14 protein-coding genes are annotated in these 15109 nt (G+C 62.7%); 11 read left to right on the top strand and 3 right to left on the bottom strand.

The annotated features are described in order from the left end of the window. Nucleotides 1-36: 36 nt before the first annotated feature. On the bottom strand, nt 37-1089 hold the full coding sequence (locus tag C5J22_RS21325) for an alpha/beta fold hydrolase (RefSeq protein WP_105439871.1): 1053 nt from the start codon (nt 1087-1089) through the stop codon (nt 37-39). A 332-nt stretch (nt 1090-1421) separates the two neighbouring features. On the opposite strand from C5J22_RS21325, the gene C5J22_RS21320 reads away from it, so the two are divergent. Next, nucleotides 1422-3197: a cytochrome c biogenesis protein DipZ gene (locus tag C5J22_RS21320; protein ID WP_105439870.1), complete on the top strand. Its 1776-nt coding sequence runs from the start codon at nt 1422-1424 to the stop codon at nt 3195-3197. 47 nt (nt 3198-3244) lie between these two features. Further along, a complete protein-coding gene (locus C5J22_RS21315; RefSeq protein ID WP_105439869.1) occupies nt 3245-4000 on the top strand; it encodes an alpha/beta fold hydrolase in 756 nt (251 codons plus the stop codon). 122 nt (nt 4001-4122) lie between these two features. Here the strand turns inward: C5J22_RS21315 and C5J22_RS21310 are convergent, their stop codons facing one another. Continuing rightward, a complete protein-coding gene (locus C5J22_RS21310; RefSeq protein WP_105439868.1) occupies nt 4123-5031 on the bottom strand; it encodes an AraC family transcriptional regulator in 909 nt (302 codons plus the stop codon). A 165-nt stretch (nt 5032-5196) separates the two neighbouring features. Here C5J22_RS21310 and C5J22_RS31325 point away from each other — a divergent pair, with 165 nt between their 5' ends. The 9 genes from C5J22_RS31325 to kduI all read left to right on the top strand — a co-directional run bounded on the left by C5J22_RS31325 (nt 5197) and on the right by kduI (nt 13936). Next, nucleotides 5197-5370 (top strand): hypothetical protein, encoded by a 174-nt coding sequence (locus tag C5J22_RS31325; RefSeq protein ID WP_172746738.1) that lies wholly within the window; start codon nt 5197-5199, stop codon nt 5368-5370. Then, nucleotides 5367-6251 carry a carbohydrate ABC transporter permease gene (locus C5J22_RS21305; RefSeq protein WP_105439867.1) on the top strand — a complete coding sequence of 295 codons (885 nt, stop codon included), beginning with the start codon at nt 5367-5369 and terminating at the stop codon, nt 6249-6251. Before C5J22_RS31325 ends, C5J22_RS21305 begins: the two co-directional genes overlap by 4 nt. Before the next feature lie 2 nt (nt 6252-6253). After that, nucleotides 6254-7162, top strand: coding sequence for a carbohydrate ABC transporter permease (locus C5J22_RS21300; protein ID WP_105439866.1), 909 nt, complete (start codon nt 6254-6256; stop codon nt 7160-7162). A 4-nt stretch (nt 7163-7166) separates the two neighbouring features. Next, nucleotides 7167-8276 carry an ABC transporter ATP-binding protein gene (locus C5J22_RS21295; protein WP_105439865.1) on the top strand — a complete coding sequence of 370 codons (1110 nt, stop codon included), beginning with the start codon at nt 7167-7169 and terminating at the stop codon, nt 8274-8276. A gap of 32 nt (nt 8277-8308) precedes the next feature. Beyond that, complete coding sequence (locus C5J22_RS21290; protein ID WP_105439864.1) at nt 8309-9565, top strand: ABC transporter substrate-binding protein; 1257 nt, start codon at nt 8309-8311, stop codon at nt 9563-9565. Nucleotides 9566-9569: 4 nt separating this feature from the next. Beyond that, nucleotides 9570-11084 carry a glycoside hydrolase family 28 protein gene (locus tag C5J22_RS21285; RefSeq protein ID WP_105439863.1) on the top strand — a complete coding sequence of 505 codons (1515 nt, stop codon included), beginning with the start codon at nt 9570-9572 and terminating at the stop codon, nt 11082-11084. A 6-nt stretch (nt 11085-11090) separates the two neighbouring features. Next, on the top strand, nt 11091-12236 hold the full coding sequence (locus C5J22_RS21280) for a glycoside hydrolase family 105 protein (RefSeq protein WP_105439862.1): 1146 nt from the start codon (nt 11091-11093) through the stop codon (nt 12234-12236). A 95-nt stretch (nt 12237-12331) separates the two neighbouring features. After that, nucleotides 12332-12958 carry a class I SAM-dependent methyltransferase gene (locus C5J22_RS21275; RefSeq protein ID WP_105439861.1) on the top strand — a complete coding sequence of 209 codons (627 nt, stop codon included), beginning with the start codon at nt 12332-12334 and terminating at the stop codon, nt 12956-12958. A gap of 129 nt (nt 12959-13087) precedes the next feature. Beyond that, complete coding sequence (kduI, locus tag C5J22_RS21270) at nt 13088-13936, top strand: 5-dehydro-4-deoxy-D-glucuronate isomerase (RefSeq protein ID WP_105439860.1); 849 nt, start codon at nt 13088-13090, stop codon at nt 13934-13936. A gap of 60 nt (nt 13937-13996) precedes the next feature. Here kduI and C5J22_RS21265 read toward each other — a convergent pair whose 3' ends face one another. Further along, the gene (locus C5J22_RS21265; protein ID WP_105439859.1) at nt 13997-15046 is read right to left on the bottom strand and encodes a LacI family DNA-binding transcriptional regulator; all 1050 of its coding nucleotides are present in this window, start codon (nt 15044-15046) and stop codon (nt 13997-13999) included. Nucleotides 15047-15109 lie beyond the last annotated feature (63 nt).

The raw sequence follows: 15109 nt of genomic DNA, 5'->3' as shown, positions 1-15109 counted from the left end.
GAAGCGAAGAAATATCTCCGCGGCAGCCATTGGGGCTCAAAACCGGTCGACGTCCAGAACAGCCTGCGCAAAGGCCTGCGGGGCCTCCTGCGGCAGGTTGTGACCGATGCCGCCGGTGATGGTCCGATGCTCGTATTTTCCGGAGAACTTGCCCGCATAGGCAGAAGGATCGGCATGCGGTGCGCCGTTGGCATCGCCTTCCATGGTGATCGTCGGCACCGAGATCATCGGCCCCATGGCGAGCTGCTGTTCGAAGGCATCGAACCGGGCCTCGCCCTCGACAAGACCCAGCCGCCAGCGGTAGTTATGGACAACGATCTCGACGTGGTCGGGATTGTCGAATGCGGCGGCCGATCTTTCAAAGGTCGCGTCGTCGAATTTCCAGGTGGGCGACGCCGTCTGCCAGATAAGCCTGTTGAAATCGCGCCGGTTCTGCTCGTAGCCCAACCGGCCGCGCTCGGTGGCGAAGTAGAACTGGTACCACCATGCAAGCTCGGCTTTTGGCGGTAAAGGCTTTTTGTTGATTTCCGGGCTGCCGATCAGGTAGCCGCTCACCGATACCATCGCCTTGCAGCGTTCCGGCCAGAGCGCCGCCATGATGTTGGCGGTCCTGGCGCCCCAATCGAAGGCGGCGACGATCGCCTTGTCTATCCCGAGCGCATCGAGGAGCGCGATCATATCGGCCGCCATGGCCGACTGCTGGCCGTTGCGTGGCGTATCCTTCGACAGAAAGCGTGTCGTGCCGTAGCCCCTGAGATAGGGCACGATGACCCGGTAACCGGCAGAAGCGAGCAGCGGCGCGACATCCACGAAGCTGTAGATGTCGTAGGGCCAGCCATGCAGCAGCAGGACGACGGGACCGTCTGCCGGACCGGCCTCGGCATAACCCACATCGAGCACGCCCGCCCTGACCTGCTTCAGCGCTGCGAAGGACGTGTTGGTGCCAGCCTTGACGGCGGTCAATTGCGTCGAGGCAGGCGACGAAGACTGCGCGCCGGCAGTGCCGGTCATTCCGAATTCGACCGCTGCAACGGTCATGGCGGCAACGCCGAAGAAGCGGCGACGCTGGTGGTTGATCGGGTCGGACATCGATCTCTCCAATTCGTGTTGATCACGATCGGAAGGAAGCCGTGCCCATGTATCCCCGATGTGTCCTGAGCCGCGGGTTTTGAATGCGGATGTAGCATCCGTCCGCCGGGATACGTTCTGATACAATTCAGGCACCGCCGATCCGGCCGCCTTCCGCCGCGCCTGGCGATTTGTGTCGCTCTGTAGCGCATCGGCGGTTTCCTACACTTCGGTACATTTTCCCTTAAACCCGGACACATCCGGGATACGTCGCGCCGACCAGATTGGCCCCGTTGCTGGTCGAGCCGCACCGCCGCCCAGAACCCGAACATCCGGTGTCAAAGGAAACGACGATGACGCTTCTTATCATTGCCTATCTCGGAGGCGCGCTGACGATCCTCAGCCCGTGTATTCTCCCCATCCTTCCCTTCGTCTTTGCGCGCGCCGGGCAACCGTTCGTCCGCAGCACCTTGCCGATGCTGATCGGCATGGCCGCCACCTTTGCGCTCGTCGCAACGCTTGCAGCTGTCGGCGGCAGCTGGGCGATCCACGCCAACGAATACGGCCGGCTCGCCGCCATCCTCCTGCTCGCAATCTTCGGCGTCAGCCTCCTTTCGCCGCGTGTCGCAAGCTTCGTCACCCGTCCGGTCGTTGATTTCGGCAACCGGCTCCTGAATGCCTCGGGCACACCTGGTACGGTGCCCACCGTGACGAGCTCGCTTGTCCTCGGCGTCGCGACCGGCCTGCTCTGGGCTCCGTGCGCAGGCCCCATTCTCGGCCTGGTCCTCACCGGTGCCGCATTGCAGGGCGCGAACCTCGAAACGACATTCCTGCTCGTCGCCTATGCCGCCGGCGCAGCGACTTCCCTCGCCGTTGCGCTCATCGTCGGCGGAAAGGTCTTTGCCGGAATGAAGCGTTCGCTCGGTGTCAGTGAACGGATCCGCCAGGTCCTGGGTGCCGCCGTGCTTGCCGGCGTCGCAGTCATCGCGCTTGGCCTCGATACCGGCCTGCTCGCTCGTCTGTCCTATGCCAGCACCGCCTCCTTCGAACAGGCGGTGCTCGACAGGCTGCATTCCAAGCCAGCAACCGGCTCGCCTTCGGAAATCGCCGGCAATGGCATGGCGAGTGTCGCAGCCGATACCGCCCGGCCGTTCCGCAGCACCCTGCCGGTCGAGGGTCGTGCGCCTTCGCTCGATGGCGCGGTCGAATGGCTGAACTCGCCGCCGCTGACCTCGGAGCAGCTCCGCGGCAAGGTCGTGCTCGTGGATTTCTGGACCTATTCCTGCATCAACTGCATCCGTGCCGTGCCTTACGTCCGCGCCTGGGCCGAGAAGTACAAGGATCAGGGCCTCGTGGTGATCGGCGTGCACGCTCCGGAATTCGCCTTCGAGAAGAAGATCGACAATGTCAAAAAGGCCGTCGGCGACTTCAAGATCGGCTATCCGGTCGCAATCGACAACGACTACAAGATCTGGCGCGCCTTCGAGAACAGCTATTGGCCCGCCCAGTACCTGATCGATGCCAAGGGCCAGATCCGCTATCACCACTTCGGCGAGGGTAACTACAAACAGTCCGAGCAGGCGATCCAGGATCTGCTGCGCGAAGCGGGAAGCGAGATGGCAGCCAGCGCACCGGTCGTGCCCGACGCCAAGGGCGCGGAGACAAGCCCGGATCTGCGCAACGTCCGCTCCGGCGAAACCTATCTCGGCTACAAGCGCGCCACCAATTTCGCCTCCCGGGAAACCCTGCGCGCCGACGCCGCCCGCGACTATTCAATCGAGGAACCCAGCCTCAACGAATGGGGCCTCTCCGGCACCTGGACCGTCGGCGCGGAACAGGCGACGCTCAGCCAGCCGGGCGGCGGCATCGCCTACAGGTTCAGTGCCCGCGATCTGCATCTCGTCCTCGGTCCCGGCGCGGCCGGCAAGCCGGTCCGCTTCCGGGTGACAATCGACGGCAAGGCTCCGGGAATGAACCACGGCGCCGATATCGATGCAGACGGCAACGGCACGGTGACTGCGACAAAGCTCTACCAGCTCGTTCGTCAGGCCGGTGATGTCGCGGCGCGGAGCTTCGAGATCCGCTTCCTCGATCCCGGCGTCGAAGCCTACGCCTTCACCTTCGGTTAGGCCCCACCCCAAACCCGATCCTACATCAACTAACAGGAGTTAAGCTCATGAAAAGACGTATTTCCACCTTCGCACTTGCCTTCGCCACCAGCGTCATCGCGTTTGCGGCGCAGGCCGCGCAGGTCAAGAACATCGTCATCGTCCACGGCGCATTGGCCGATGGCTCGAGCTGGCGCAAGGCAACCGAAATCCTCGAAAGGCGCGGCTTCAACGTGACGATCGTTCAGCAGCCGATCACCTCGCTTGCCGACGATATCGCCGCCACCAACCGGGTGCTGGACCTCCAGGACGGCCCGACCCTGCTCGTCGGGCACAGCTACGGCGGCATGGTGATTACCGAAGCCGGACACAACCCGCATGTCGCCGGCCTCGTCTACGTGGCGGCGTTCCAGCCCGACAAGGGCGAAAGCCTGCTCAGCCTCGCAAGCTCCAAACCGGCGGGCGGCATGAACATCCGCGAGACGAAGGACGGCAAATATCTCTATATCGACCCCGCCGCATTCCCGGGCGATTTCGCGGCGGACCTGCCGAAGGACGAGGCCCGGTTCCTCGCCCGGTCGCAGGTATTTGCCGCCAAGGAGGCTTTCTCGGCCAAGGTCGGCAATCCCGCCTGGCATACCAGGAAAAGCTGGTCGATCGTCGCCACCGAGGATCGCTCCATCAATCCGGAACTGGAACGGGACATGGCCCGGCGAGCCGGCAGCGACATCACCGAGATCAAGGCAAGCCACGCCGTCTTCGCCTCCCAGCCGGAGAAGGTCGCCGACGTCATCGAGCGCGCGGCCAGGCAGGCGGGCAGATAGCTCGCGTGAGCAATCACCCGGCGCCGGGAGAAATTCCGGCGCCGGCCTGGCAATCTGCGGCAAGGTGGGCCTGGAACCCGCGGGAGCCAGCCTTTAGACCCGGCCCAAAGGCTTCGCCCTATTCAGCGGGTCAGCGGATAGATGAGCTGGCCATCCTCCTCGCCTCTCGGGAAGGCGCCCTCGCGGCTGCGCTTTTCCGATTGCTGATAGCCCTGCGGGCTGATGCCGATATAGCGTTTGAACATGCGGGAGAAGTAGTAGGCGTCCGTATAGCCGGAAAGCTCGGCGGCGCGCTTTACCGTACAACCGCCGGCCATCAGGCCCATGGCCCGCTCCATCCGCTTGAATTCCTGGAATTTGTCCGGCGTCCAGCCAACGCGCTTGCGGAACTCCCGCTTGAAGTAATCCGGATTGTAGGGCACCGAATCGATCGTTCTTCCGACGATCTCCTCGCCCAGCGGATCGGCCGCGATCTGGCTCGCCGCCACCATGACGGAAAAGGACAGCGCATCCGGATTGTTGACGTTGCCGACCGACTGCTCCCTCCAGCCGATATGAGCCTGCTCGATGAATTCGATCAACAGGAACATGAAGAGGTGATGCTGAAGCAGCGTCGTCGAATAGGGCGGCGAATTGTCGTGGTAATAACGCGTCAGCGGCTCCATCATCTCCCAGCGGGCCAGCGTGACGGCGTGTTTCAGGTTCATCTGGGCGATCAGGTCGAGCCGTCCGAAGAGGTCGAGCGTGAAATGCTGGGCGATGCCGGTATAGGCTTCCCGCGAGGTCGAATGGCCGGAAAACCACGTATTCGCAGGCAGGAGCATCGCCCTGCCCGGCGCCATGTCGATCGTCTCGCCCCCGACTTCATAACGAGCCGAGCCCGTCAGGCAGATGATCAGGTCATGAACGCTGTTCGATTTGTCCACGCCCCAGGTATGCGAGTGCTGCATCCTTATGGTTGAACGCGTCAGCGTCAACGCCATCGCGTTCATCGGAATGGCAGACAGAACGCTACCTTCGATTTTCTCCATCCTTTTCCCCGAATTCGTCGATTTGATCTCGCTGGCAAAGTGAGAATATCAGCCCGGGAGCTAAGAACTCAACACGCCTGAGACATTAATGGGAGGAAATGGCGCTTCAATTGCGGGAGCCTGACGGATCAGGTGTGTGCGCAAATCGAAGGGCCAGAAGTCGCGATGCACAATAAAGCAAGTGTCTCTTCGTTCAACATCGCCTCTATCGGCGGTGGTTCGCTCAACTGCGCGACGAACCTCACGGGCGACCTTGCCTGTGATGGAGCCGTCACCGCACATGCCGGTCGGATGCACCGCCTGCCGGAAGCGCTGGCCGGACTGGGGCAGGCGGCATGAGCGGCGACAACAAGTTCCTTGGGCTCATCTATCTGTCGCCCTTCATCTTCGGGCTCCTGGTTTTCACCGCCCTTCCCTTCCTAGCGTCGCTCTATCTGAGTTTCACCAACTATAACCTGATGAACGAGCCGGTCTTCACGGGCCTGCAGAACTATATCCGGCTGTTCACCAACGACCGGACGTTCCGCAAATCGCTCTGGGTCACGCTGGTCTACGTGTTCACGACGGTGCCGTTGAAGCTCGCTTTCGCGCTCTTCATGGCGGTGATCCTCAATTACAAGCTGAGGTTCATCAACGTCTTCAGGACCGCCTATTACGTGCCCTCGATCCTCGGCGGTTCGATCGCCATCGCGGTTCTGTGGCGCTACATCTTCGCCGATGTCGGCCTCGTCAACATGGGCCTCGCCCTCATAGGCTTCGAGCCGGTCAACTGGTTCGGCGACCCGACCAATGCGCTGTTCACCATCACGCTGTTGCGCCTCTGGCAGTTCGGTTCGGCCATGGTGATCTTCCTCGCCGCCCTCCAGAGCATCGACAAGACGCTCTACGAGGCAGCCTCGATCGACGGCGCCGGCAAATGGACGAGCTTTGTCTACATCACCCTGCCGCTGATCACGCCTGTCATCTTTTTCAACCTGATCATGCAGATGGTCCAGGCCTTCCAGGAGTTCAACGGACCCTACATCATCACCCAAGGGGGGCCTTTGAAATCCACCTATCTCCTGCCGATCTACATCTATGACGAGGCCTTCAAGCGCTTCGACATGGGTTATGCCTCGGCCATCGCCTGGGTCCTGTTCCTCATCATCATGGCCCTCACCCTCATCGCCTTCTGGTCTTCGCGCCACTGGGTCTATTACGCCGGCGACAAGAGGAGCTGACCATGACCGATCACATCCTCTCCCAGAATTCCGCAGCCGCCCGCGACATCGACATCGTCCGCAGCCGCGAAACGCGCCGCCACCGCTTCAATGCCGTGCTGCGTTACGCTCTGCTGACGGTGGTCGGGCTCTTGATGCTCTATCCGCTGATCTGGCTGATCGGGGCGTCGTTCAAGACCAATTCGGAGATCTTCTCCAATCCCGGTTTCTGGCCGGAGAACCCGACGCTCGACGGCTATATCAGGGGCTGGAAGACCTCGACGCCCTATTCCTTCGGCACCTTCTTCATCAACACGCTGTGGATCGTCATCCCGAAAGTGATCGGCACGGCGATTTCCTGCACGGCGGTCGCCTATGGCTTCGCCCGCTTCGATTTCCCGTTCAAGAAGGTGCTGTTTTCCGCGCTGATCGCGACGCTGCTCCTGCCGAACGTCGTCACCCGCATTCCGCAATACCTGATCTTCCGTGATCTCGGCTGGCTCGACAGCTATTTGCCGCTCTGGGTGCCTTCGGCGCTGGCGGGCGATGCCTTCTTCGTCTTCATGCTGGTGCAGTTCCTGCGTGCCATACCGCGCGACATGGAGGAAGCAGCGCGCGTCGACGGAGCGACCACCTGGCAGACGCTGATCTTCATCGTCGTGCCGCTTCTGATGCCGGCGCTGATCTCGGTCTGCCTGTTCCAGTTCATGTGGACGATGAACGACTTCCTCGGGCCGCTGATCTACATCTCTTCGGTCGACAAATACCCGATCTCGCTGGCGCTGAAACTGTCGATCGACACGACCGAAGCCTTCGAATGGAACCGGGTCCTGGCGATGTCGGTCCTGTCCTTGGCCCCGGCACTCGCGGTCTTCTTCCTCGCCCAGAAATATTTCATCGACGGGATCTCCTCCGGCGGGATCAAAGGATAGTCACATGGCGCGTCTTCAACTGAGAAACCTCGAAAAGGACTACGGTTCGTTCCGCGCCGTGCATGGCATCAATCTGGATGTCGAAGACGGCGAGTTCATGGTGCTGGTCGGCCCGTCCGGCTGCGCCAAGTCCACGACGCTGCGGATGATCGCCGGGCTGGAACGGGTGACCGGCGGCGAGATCCGCATCGGCGGCGAGCTGGTCAACGACAAGACGCCGGGCGACCGCGGCATATCCATGGTCTTCCAGAACTATGCGCTCTATCCGCATATGAAGGTCCGCAAGAACCTCTCCTTCAGCATGCGGCTGAAGCGCCGTCCGGCCGCCGAGATCGAACAGGCCACCCAGCACGTCTCCAGTCTTCTCGAGATCGACCCCTTGCTCGACCGGCTTCCAAAACAGCTCTCAGGCGGCCAGGCGCAGCGTGTCGCGGTCGGTCGGGCGCTGATCAAGAAACCGCAGGTCTTCCTGTTCGACGAGCCGCTCTCCAACCTCGACGCCAAGCTGCGGGCCTCGATGCGCGTGCGCATCACCGACCTGCACAAGCGGCTGAAGGCGGACGGCCAGCAGGCGACCGTCATCTACGTTACCCACGACCAGACCGAAGCCATGACCATGGGCGACCGCATCTGCGTCATGAGGGACGGCCACATCATGCAGGTCGCCGATCCGGTGACGCTCTACAGCCGCCCGGCCAATACGTTCGTCGCAGGCTTCATCGGCAGCCCGGAAATGAATTTCCTCGACGGCACGTTCGAGGGAGAGAACAGCGTGCGGGCAGCGGAGCAGGTGATCGTGCTCGGCGACGAGTTCACCAAGCGGATTTCCGGACGCAGCGAGCACGTCACGCTCGGCATCCGGCCGCAGCACCTGCACATCGTCGCGGCCGAAACGCCCGGCACCATCAAGGGCAAGCTTACCCATATCGAGTTCATGGGCCACGAAGTCTACCTCTATGTCGACATCGGCCCGAAACGCCTCATCGCCGTGGTGCCGTCCGCGTCCTACGACCGCGGCGCGCTTCGCGACGACTGGGTCTGGCTGAGCCCGGACCCGAAGGGAGTGCATCTGTTCGACCGCCAGTCCGGGGAGAACATCAGCCTGGCGATTTGAAACTTCATCGTTCCAACTTGGGAGGAGCCAAAATGAGAACCATGTTCATGACGGCGGCTTTGTTTGCCGCCACCAGCCTTTCGACCGCATTCGCCGCGGACCTGCGCATGTCCTGGTGGGGCAGCGACGACCGCCATGTCGCGACCCAGCAGGCCCTGAAGGTCTGCGGCGCGAAATTCGGCCACACGATCGCACCTGAATTCACCGGCTTCCAGGGCCATCAGGAAAAGATCGCCACCCAGCTCGCCGGCCGCACCGAGGCCGACATCATGCAGGTGAACTGGCCATGGCTGCCGCTGTTCACCAAGAACGGCGACGGCTTTGCTGACCTGAACCAGTACAAGGACATCATCGACCTCAGCCAGTGGTCGAAGTCGGACCTCGACAGCGGCACCGTCAAGGGCAAGCTGAACGGCATTTCCGTCTCCACGACCGGTCGCGTCTTCATGTTCAACAAGACGACCTACGACAAGGCCGGTGTCCCGATCCCGAAAACCTGGGAAGAGCTGATCGCCGCAGCCCCGAAGATGAAGGAAAAGCTCGGCAAGGAGTATTATCCCTTCGAAGGCGCCGCTCTCGACGCCCGCCTGATGGTGATCCTGCGCACCACCCAGAAGACCGGCAAGGACCTGATCGATCCGGCCACCAACAAGGTCGCCTGGAGCGAAGCCGAACTCGCCGAAGGCCTGGAATTCTACAAGACACTGGTCGACAAGGGCGTCATCGAGAGCTGGAAACAGGTCGCCGCCGGCGGCAATACGCCGCTGCATGAAAACCAGAAATGGGCCAAGGGCCAGGTCGCCGGCACCTACCAGTGGGACAGCACCTACGGCAAGATCGCGACTCCGATGGAAAAGGGCCAGGAGCTCGTGCCCGTCAAGCTGTTGACGATCGAGGGCGCCAAGACCGACGGCGTCTACCGCAAGCCCTCCATGCTGTTTTCGATCTCCCGGAACAGCAAGGACCCGAAGGCCGCGGCGCAGGTGCTCAACTGCCTGCTCAACGATCCGGAAGCGGTCAAGATCATGGGGGCGACGCGCGGCATTCCCTCCAGCAAGGCGGCGCTCGATACGCTGACCAAGGAAGGCAAGATCAAGCCGGTGCAGCTGGAAGCCTACAAGCGGGTGATGGAGCCGACCAGCCCCGGCGTCTCGCCGCTCAACGAGCATCCGCGCGTCACCGAAGTCTTCGATACCAATTTCGAAGCCTTCGCTTATGGCCAGCAATCCTCCAAGGATGCCGCAACCGAGATCATCGCCGGCATCAACCAAGCGCTGACGGGGATCTGAGGACGTGACGGACGTCGCCATCGAACTCCTGATTGCCGGCCCCCGCAACGCGACCTTCCGCGTCGATGCCGAAAGGCATCTTCACACACGCGATGACGCGCTTGCCTGGCAGGTTCGGGAGATCGGCGGCGCGTTGGTCGCCGAGGGGACGACACGGACTGTCGTCTTCTCGGTCGCTTCCCTTGAGCCGGGCACAACCTACCTTTTCCATGCAGGTGATGCCCGGCTCGAATTTACCACACGGCGGGAAACCGCCGCGATCGACATCCGCGATTTCGGCGCCTCGACGGACGCACAGGACAATGCGCCGGCGATCCAGCGGGCCATCGCGGGGCTCGCTCCCGGAGGCACGCTGAGAATACCGGCCGGGCGCTGGCTGAGCGGTCCGATCTTCCTCAAGAGCGACATGACCCTGTTTCTCGAAGACGGCGCCGAGCTCGCGGCAATCGCCAGCAGGCACGACTTTCCCATCCTGCCGGCGCGCCATGCGGATGGCCGCGTTCTCGGCACCTGGGAAGGCGTGGCGGAGGCCTGCTACGCCAGCCTGATCAACGCGATCGACTGCCGCAATGTTCATCTTGCCGGCACCGGCATCATCGACGGCGGCGGTGACCGCGGCGACTGGTGGTCGTGGCCGAAGGAAACACGCCAAGGCGCCAGACGCCCCCGCACCACCTTCCTGTCGGCTTGCGAGGACGTCACGCTTTCCGGCCTGACCATCCGCAATTCGCCGTCCTGGACGGTCCACCCGGTTTTCTGCAGACGGCTTATCGCCGCGGATCTCACGATTGAGAACGATCCGGACTCCCCGAATACCGACGGTTTCAACCCCGAAAGCAGCTCCGATATCCATCTCGCCGGCCTGCACATTTCGGTCGGCGACGATTGCATTGCGCTCAAGGCCGGCAAACGCAGCCTTCTCGGTGGGCCGGACCGCCCGACCGAGCATGTGCGGATCGAGAACTGCCTGATGGAGCGCGGCCATGGCGCGGTGGTCATCGGCAGCGAGATGAGCGCCGGCATCAGCGACATCGCCATCCGAAACTGCCACTTCAAGGGAACCGATCGGGGGCTGCGCATCAAGACGCGCCGGGGACGCGGCGGCACTGTCGCCAACATCCGCCTTGCCGACAGCCTGATGGAGGACGTCGCAACCCCGGTCGCCGTCAATTCTTTCTATTTCTGCGATTCCGACGGCCGGTCCGATTACGTCCAGTCCCGGTCGCCGCTGCCGGTCTCCCTGGAGACGCCGAGCATAAGCTCGATCTCCGTCGAGAATGTTACCGTTACCGGCGCGCGAACGGCCGCCGCCGTCTTCTATGGTCTGCCGGAAGCCGCAATCCGTGACATTGCCTTCGAGAACTACACCGTTTCCTTCGCGCCGGATGCCGAGGCCGAAGTGCCGGAAATGGCCTCTCTACTCCTGCCGCTCCGGCATGCCGGGATCGTTGCGGAAAACGCCGTTTTCAGCCGTCTGGCGCGGCTTTCTCCGGTTTCCATTCATCCAGCTCAAGACTGAAATCCAATGCTTCAGGACTACTTCGAGAATTACGCGCGCGATTATGAATATTACAAAGGCGGCGCCTGGTGTTACGAGGACGGTTGCCTCTACCGCGGCCTGATCGCGCTTTACGAAGCGACCGGCGAGCGCCTGTGGCTGGATCATCTCATCCGTCTGGTGAGCGGCCAGATCGACGCGCAGGGCCGGCTTGTCGGCTACGCGATCGACGAATTCAACATCGACAACATCCTGCCCGGCCGGGCGCTCGTCTTTCTCCACCGGCTGACCGGCGAGAGCCGCTGGCTTGATGCCGCCGCACCGCTGGCGCGGCAGCTCGAAACACATCCCCGCACCGGCAGCGACGTCTATTGGCACAAGCTGCGTTATCCGCATCAGATCTGGCTGGACGGGCTTTACATGGCGCTGCCCTTCAAGGTGGAATACGCCCAAGCGGTCTCAAAGCCCCAGGCCGTCGAGGAAGCGCTCCGGCAGTTCACGACAGCGCTCGACCTTACCTATGACCGGCAGGCGGATCTTTATCGCCACGGTTACGACGAGGCCCGGCAACAGGCTTGGGCGGATGCGGAAAGCGGCCTTTCGCCGGCCCATTGGGCAAGATCGATCGGCTGGCTGGCGATGGCCTTCGTCGACATCATCGAACACCTGCCCGCCGGCGTGGCCCGGCGGGAGCTGACCGACCGCGCCGCGGCGCTGGCGTCCCGGATCATTGCCCTTCGCACCACGGATCACCGTTGGCTGCAGGTGATCGACCGGCCGGACGAAGCGCAGAACTATCCCGAAAGCTCGGCCACGGCGATGTTCTCCTATTTCCTCCAGAAGCTCGCGCGGCTTGGCGGCCCCCCCGGCGTTTCCGAGGCCGGTCGAGCGAGCCTGCAATCGCTGACGGGACAGGAGCTGCGGCGGGATGCGGATGGACGGCTGAGGCTTCACAACATCTGTTGCGTCGCAGGCCTCGGAGGCTTCAACGGCCGCTATCGCGACGGCACCGTCGGCTATTATCTCTCCGAGGAAATCCGCCCCGACGACATCAAGGGTGTCGGACCTTTGATGATGGCCTATGCGGAAACGCTGCTGGACACGCGATCGGTGATGTCCCAGTCTGGGCGGATGGGAGACCAGGTCGAGCTCAGCGCCGCCGTCAAACGATAGCAACGCCCGGTAGTATCTCAGATCGAACTTCTGCTATGGTTGGGAGATGGCCTTTCGCTCGTTGGGGGTCTTTGTCTTGACGGAGGAGCGCTAAGATGAGCACCGACAGGGACACTGTGCGGTCTTATGATACGGTTGCGACGGAGTACGCTGCTGAAGCCGCGGCGATGCCCGAATGGGTCGCGACAGAGATCGATGCGTTCGTGACCGGGCTGGGTGGCTCGGGCAGGGTGCTGGAGATCGGAAGCGGCGGCGGGCGGGATGCACTTGAGCTTGAGAAGCGGGGGATTAGCGTCCGGCGCACCGACATCTCGAAGGGTTTCGTCGAACTGCTTCGCGAGAATGGCTTCGAGGCCGACCTGCTGGACCCGCTGACCGAAGACCTGGCCGACCCGCAGCGTCCCGGCACACCGTATGACGGGATCTGGGCCTGTGCCTGCCTGATTCACGTCGCGCGCGAAGATTTGCCCGTGGTGCTTGGACGACTTGCCGAGGCGACCCGGACCGGTGGCCGGCTGCACGCCTCGGTTAGAGAGGGTGATGGCGAGGATATGTCCACACACGGCAGCGCTGCAGCGCCTCGGCGCTACGTCGAAACGTACTGGCGCGAGCCTGCCCTGCGATCCGCACTCACGGACGCCGGCTGGATTGTCAGCGAGATACGTCGGTGCGTCGGGAGCCCCAATGACTGGTGGCTGAGCGTTCGGGCGAGCCGGGCGTGACGCACAGAGTTTTAGGTCCGGATGGACACCAGGCCGGGCAGACCGAACTTCCGGTTCGGGCCGAAAGCCGAAATTCAAACTGAGACACAATACAGCGCGCTCGCGCCGAGAAACAGGAGAAAACAGACCATGACGATCGATGTCCGGACGCGCCATGCCGTTCACTACAGCCAGTCGGAGCGTATGACGAGCGCCGACTTGCGCGAGAATTTCGTGATCGAGAATCTGTTTGTCGCGGGGACGCTGCAGGCCGTCTATACCCACTATGACCGCATGCTGGTGGCCGGTGTCACGCCGACACCGGACCTCGTCAGCGTCGGCAGCGAGCTGGCGAAACTTGTCGGCGCGGATTACCTCCTGGAACGCCGCGAGCTTGGCCTCATCAATATCGGTGGGTCGGGCCGCGTCATCGCCGATGGCAGGGCTTACGCGCTCGGGCCGATGGACGGGCTCTATCTCGGCATGGGAACGAAGGAAATCTTCTTCGAGAGCGACAACCCTTTTGCGCCCGCGAAATTTTATATCAACAGTGCGCCGGCGCATGCCACCTTACCCTCGCGGTTCGTCGGCAGCGCAGATGCGATCGAGAACAATCTCGGCGAAAGTGCCACGTCGAACAAGCGCAAGCTTTACCAGTACCTGCATCCGAAAGTGCTGCCGACCTGCCAGCTGCTGATGGGGCTGACCCGGCTGGAGACCGGCAGCGTCTGGAACACCATGCCGGCGCATCTGCATGACAGGCGGATGGAAGCCTATCTCTATTTCGAGATCCCGGAAAACGCCTTCGTCGTTCACCTGATGGGCCGGCCGGCGGCGACGAACCATCTGATCATCCGCAATGAACAGGCCGTGCTCTCGCCGCCCTGGTCGATCCATTGCGGCGCCGGCACCAGCGCCTACGCCTTCATCTGGAGCATGGCCGGAGACAACCAGTCCTTCACCGACATGGACATGGTCGATATGAAGAGCCTCAAATAGGCCATCGAAATCCATTCGCCACCGGAGCAGCGATGCTCGGACTGGCGGCGGCGGGAACCGTCAGACGGTCACTGTACGCGGTTCCTGCCCAAGTACCATGCGATCATCGGGATGCACGCCGCCCTTGCATGGCCCGGTGGAGCGGCGCTCGATGATCCTCGACGCGACCTGGACCCTGCGGGCGGGGGTTCCGGACTGGCGCGGGTTCTCGATCCGCTCGAGCAGGAGCCGCAGGCCGACGGCTCCGCATTCCTGGCCTTCCATCCGCACCGTCGTCAAAGCCGGCGAAATCTGCTTTGCCGGTGAAAAATCGCCGAAACCGACCACCGAGACATCATCGGGAATGCGATAGCCCTGGCCCAGGAGTTCGGAAACGACGGTGAGCGCCAAGCCGTCATGCGCGCAGAAGAAGGCGGTCGGCCGAGCACCTTTTTCCTTCAGTGCGCGATAGGTTTCGGCAAAACCATTCTCCTCCTCGAACTGCAGGACATGCAACGTGACATCCGGGTGACGCTCGGCGATTTCGCGCGCGCCATAAAAGCGCTCGCGGCGGCCGCGATAACCGGGTGTGCCATGGACATAGGCGATGGAACGGTGACCGAGGTCTACCAAGTATTGGATCACGGCCTGCCCTGCCTCGTGGTCGGTGCCGGAAACCTGATCGGCATCCTCGAGCGGATCGACCCAGCCGAACCGGATGATCGGAGTGCCAGTCGCCATCGCGGCGCGGATCGCCTCGCGGTCGTGCGGTCCGACCAGCAGCAGCCCGGCGCAGGTGCGCGCCAGTTCTTCGAGCTGCCCTTGGCTGTGGGTCCATAACATCCTGAGAGCCATGCCGAGCCTGTGCGCCTCTGCCTGGACCCCGTTCTGGATCTGCATGTGTAGCTCGCTGTTGACCGGATCGAGGTCGTGAAACACCACCGCGATATCGCCCGGCGCGGTCTGGCTGGCGGGCTTGCTATAGCCGAGCCGTGCGGCGGTTTCGCGTATCCGCTCGCGGGTTTCCTCGCTGACGCCGCTCTTGCCCGACAACGATCTGGACACGGCATATTTCGAAAGGCCGACCTCGCGCGCGATGGTCTGCAAGGTGACCCGCCCCCTGTTTTTCATTCCAGCCCTCTCTGCATTGCCGCCTGGCGGCACTGCCGCACTGCAAAACGCAATTTTTCCAAA

It is taken from the genome of Neorhizobium sp. T25_13 (assembly GCF_002968675.1).
Taxonomy (GTDB): Bacteria; Pseudomonadota; Alphaproteobacteria; order Rhizobiales; family Rhizobiaceae; genus Neorhizobium; species Neorhizobium tomejilense.
Note: the sequence above shows the minus strand (reverse complement) of the source record. Positions and strands in the feature narration are given on the sequence as shown.

Coding starts and splice junctions, on each gene's coding strand:
- C5J22_RS21310 (WP_105439868.1), bottom strand. CDS start 5,031: ATGGAGAAAATCGAAGGTAGCGTTCTGTCTGCCATTCCGATGAACGCG.
- C5J22_RS21265 (WP_105439859.1), bottom strand. CDS start 15,046: ATGAAAAACAGGGGGCGGGTCACCTTGCAGACCATCGCGCGCGAGGTC.
- C5J22_RS21325 (WP_105439871.1), bottom strand. CDS start 1,089: ATGTCCGACCCGATCAACCACCAGCGTCGCCGCTTCTTCGGCGTTGCC.
- C5J22_RS21295 (WP_105439865.1), top strand. CDS start 7,167: ATGGCGCGTCTTCAACTGAGAAACCTCGAAAAGGACTACGGTTCGTTC.
- C5J22_RS21305 (WP_105439867.1), top strand. CDS start 5,367: ATGAGCGGCGACAACAAGTTCCTTGGGCTCATCTATCTGTCGCCCTTC.
- kduI (WP_105439860.1), top strand. CDS start 13,088: ATGACGATCGATGTCCGGACGCGCCATGCCGTTCACTACAGCCAGTCG.
- C5J22_RS31325 (WP_172746738.1), top strand. CDS start 5,197: ATGCACAATAAAGCAAGTGTCTCTTCGTTCAACATCGCCTCTATCGGC.
- C5J22_RS21320 (WP_105439870.1), top strand. CDS start 1,422: ATGACGCTTCTTATCATTGCCTATCTCGGAGGCGCGCTGACGATCCTC.
- C5J22_RS21280 (WP_105439862.1), top strand. CDS start 11,091: ATGCTTCAGGACTACTTCGAGAATTACGCGCGCGATTATGAATATTAC.
- C5J22_RS21275 (WP_105439861.1), top strand. CDS start 12,332: ATGAGCACCGACAGGGACACTGTGCGGTCTTATGATACGGTTGCGACG.
- C5J22_RS21300 (WP_105439866.1), top strand. CDS start 6,254: ATGACCGATCACATCCTCTCCCAGAATTCCGCAGCCGCCCGCGACATC.
- C5J22_RS21315 (WP_105439869.1), top strand. CDS start 3,245: ATGAAAAGACGTATTTCCACCTTCGCACTTGCCTTCGCCACCAGCGTC.
- C5J22_RS21290 (WP_105439864.1), top strand. CDS start 8,309: ATGAGAACCATGTTCATGACGGCGGCTTTGTTTGCCGCCACCAGCCTT.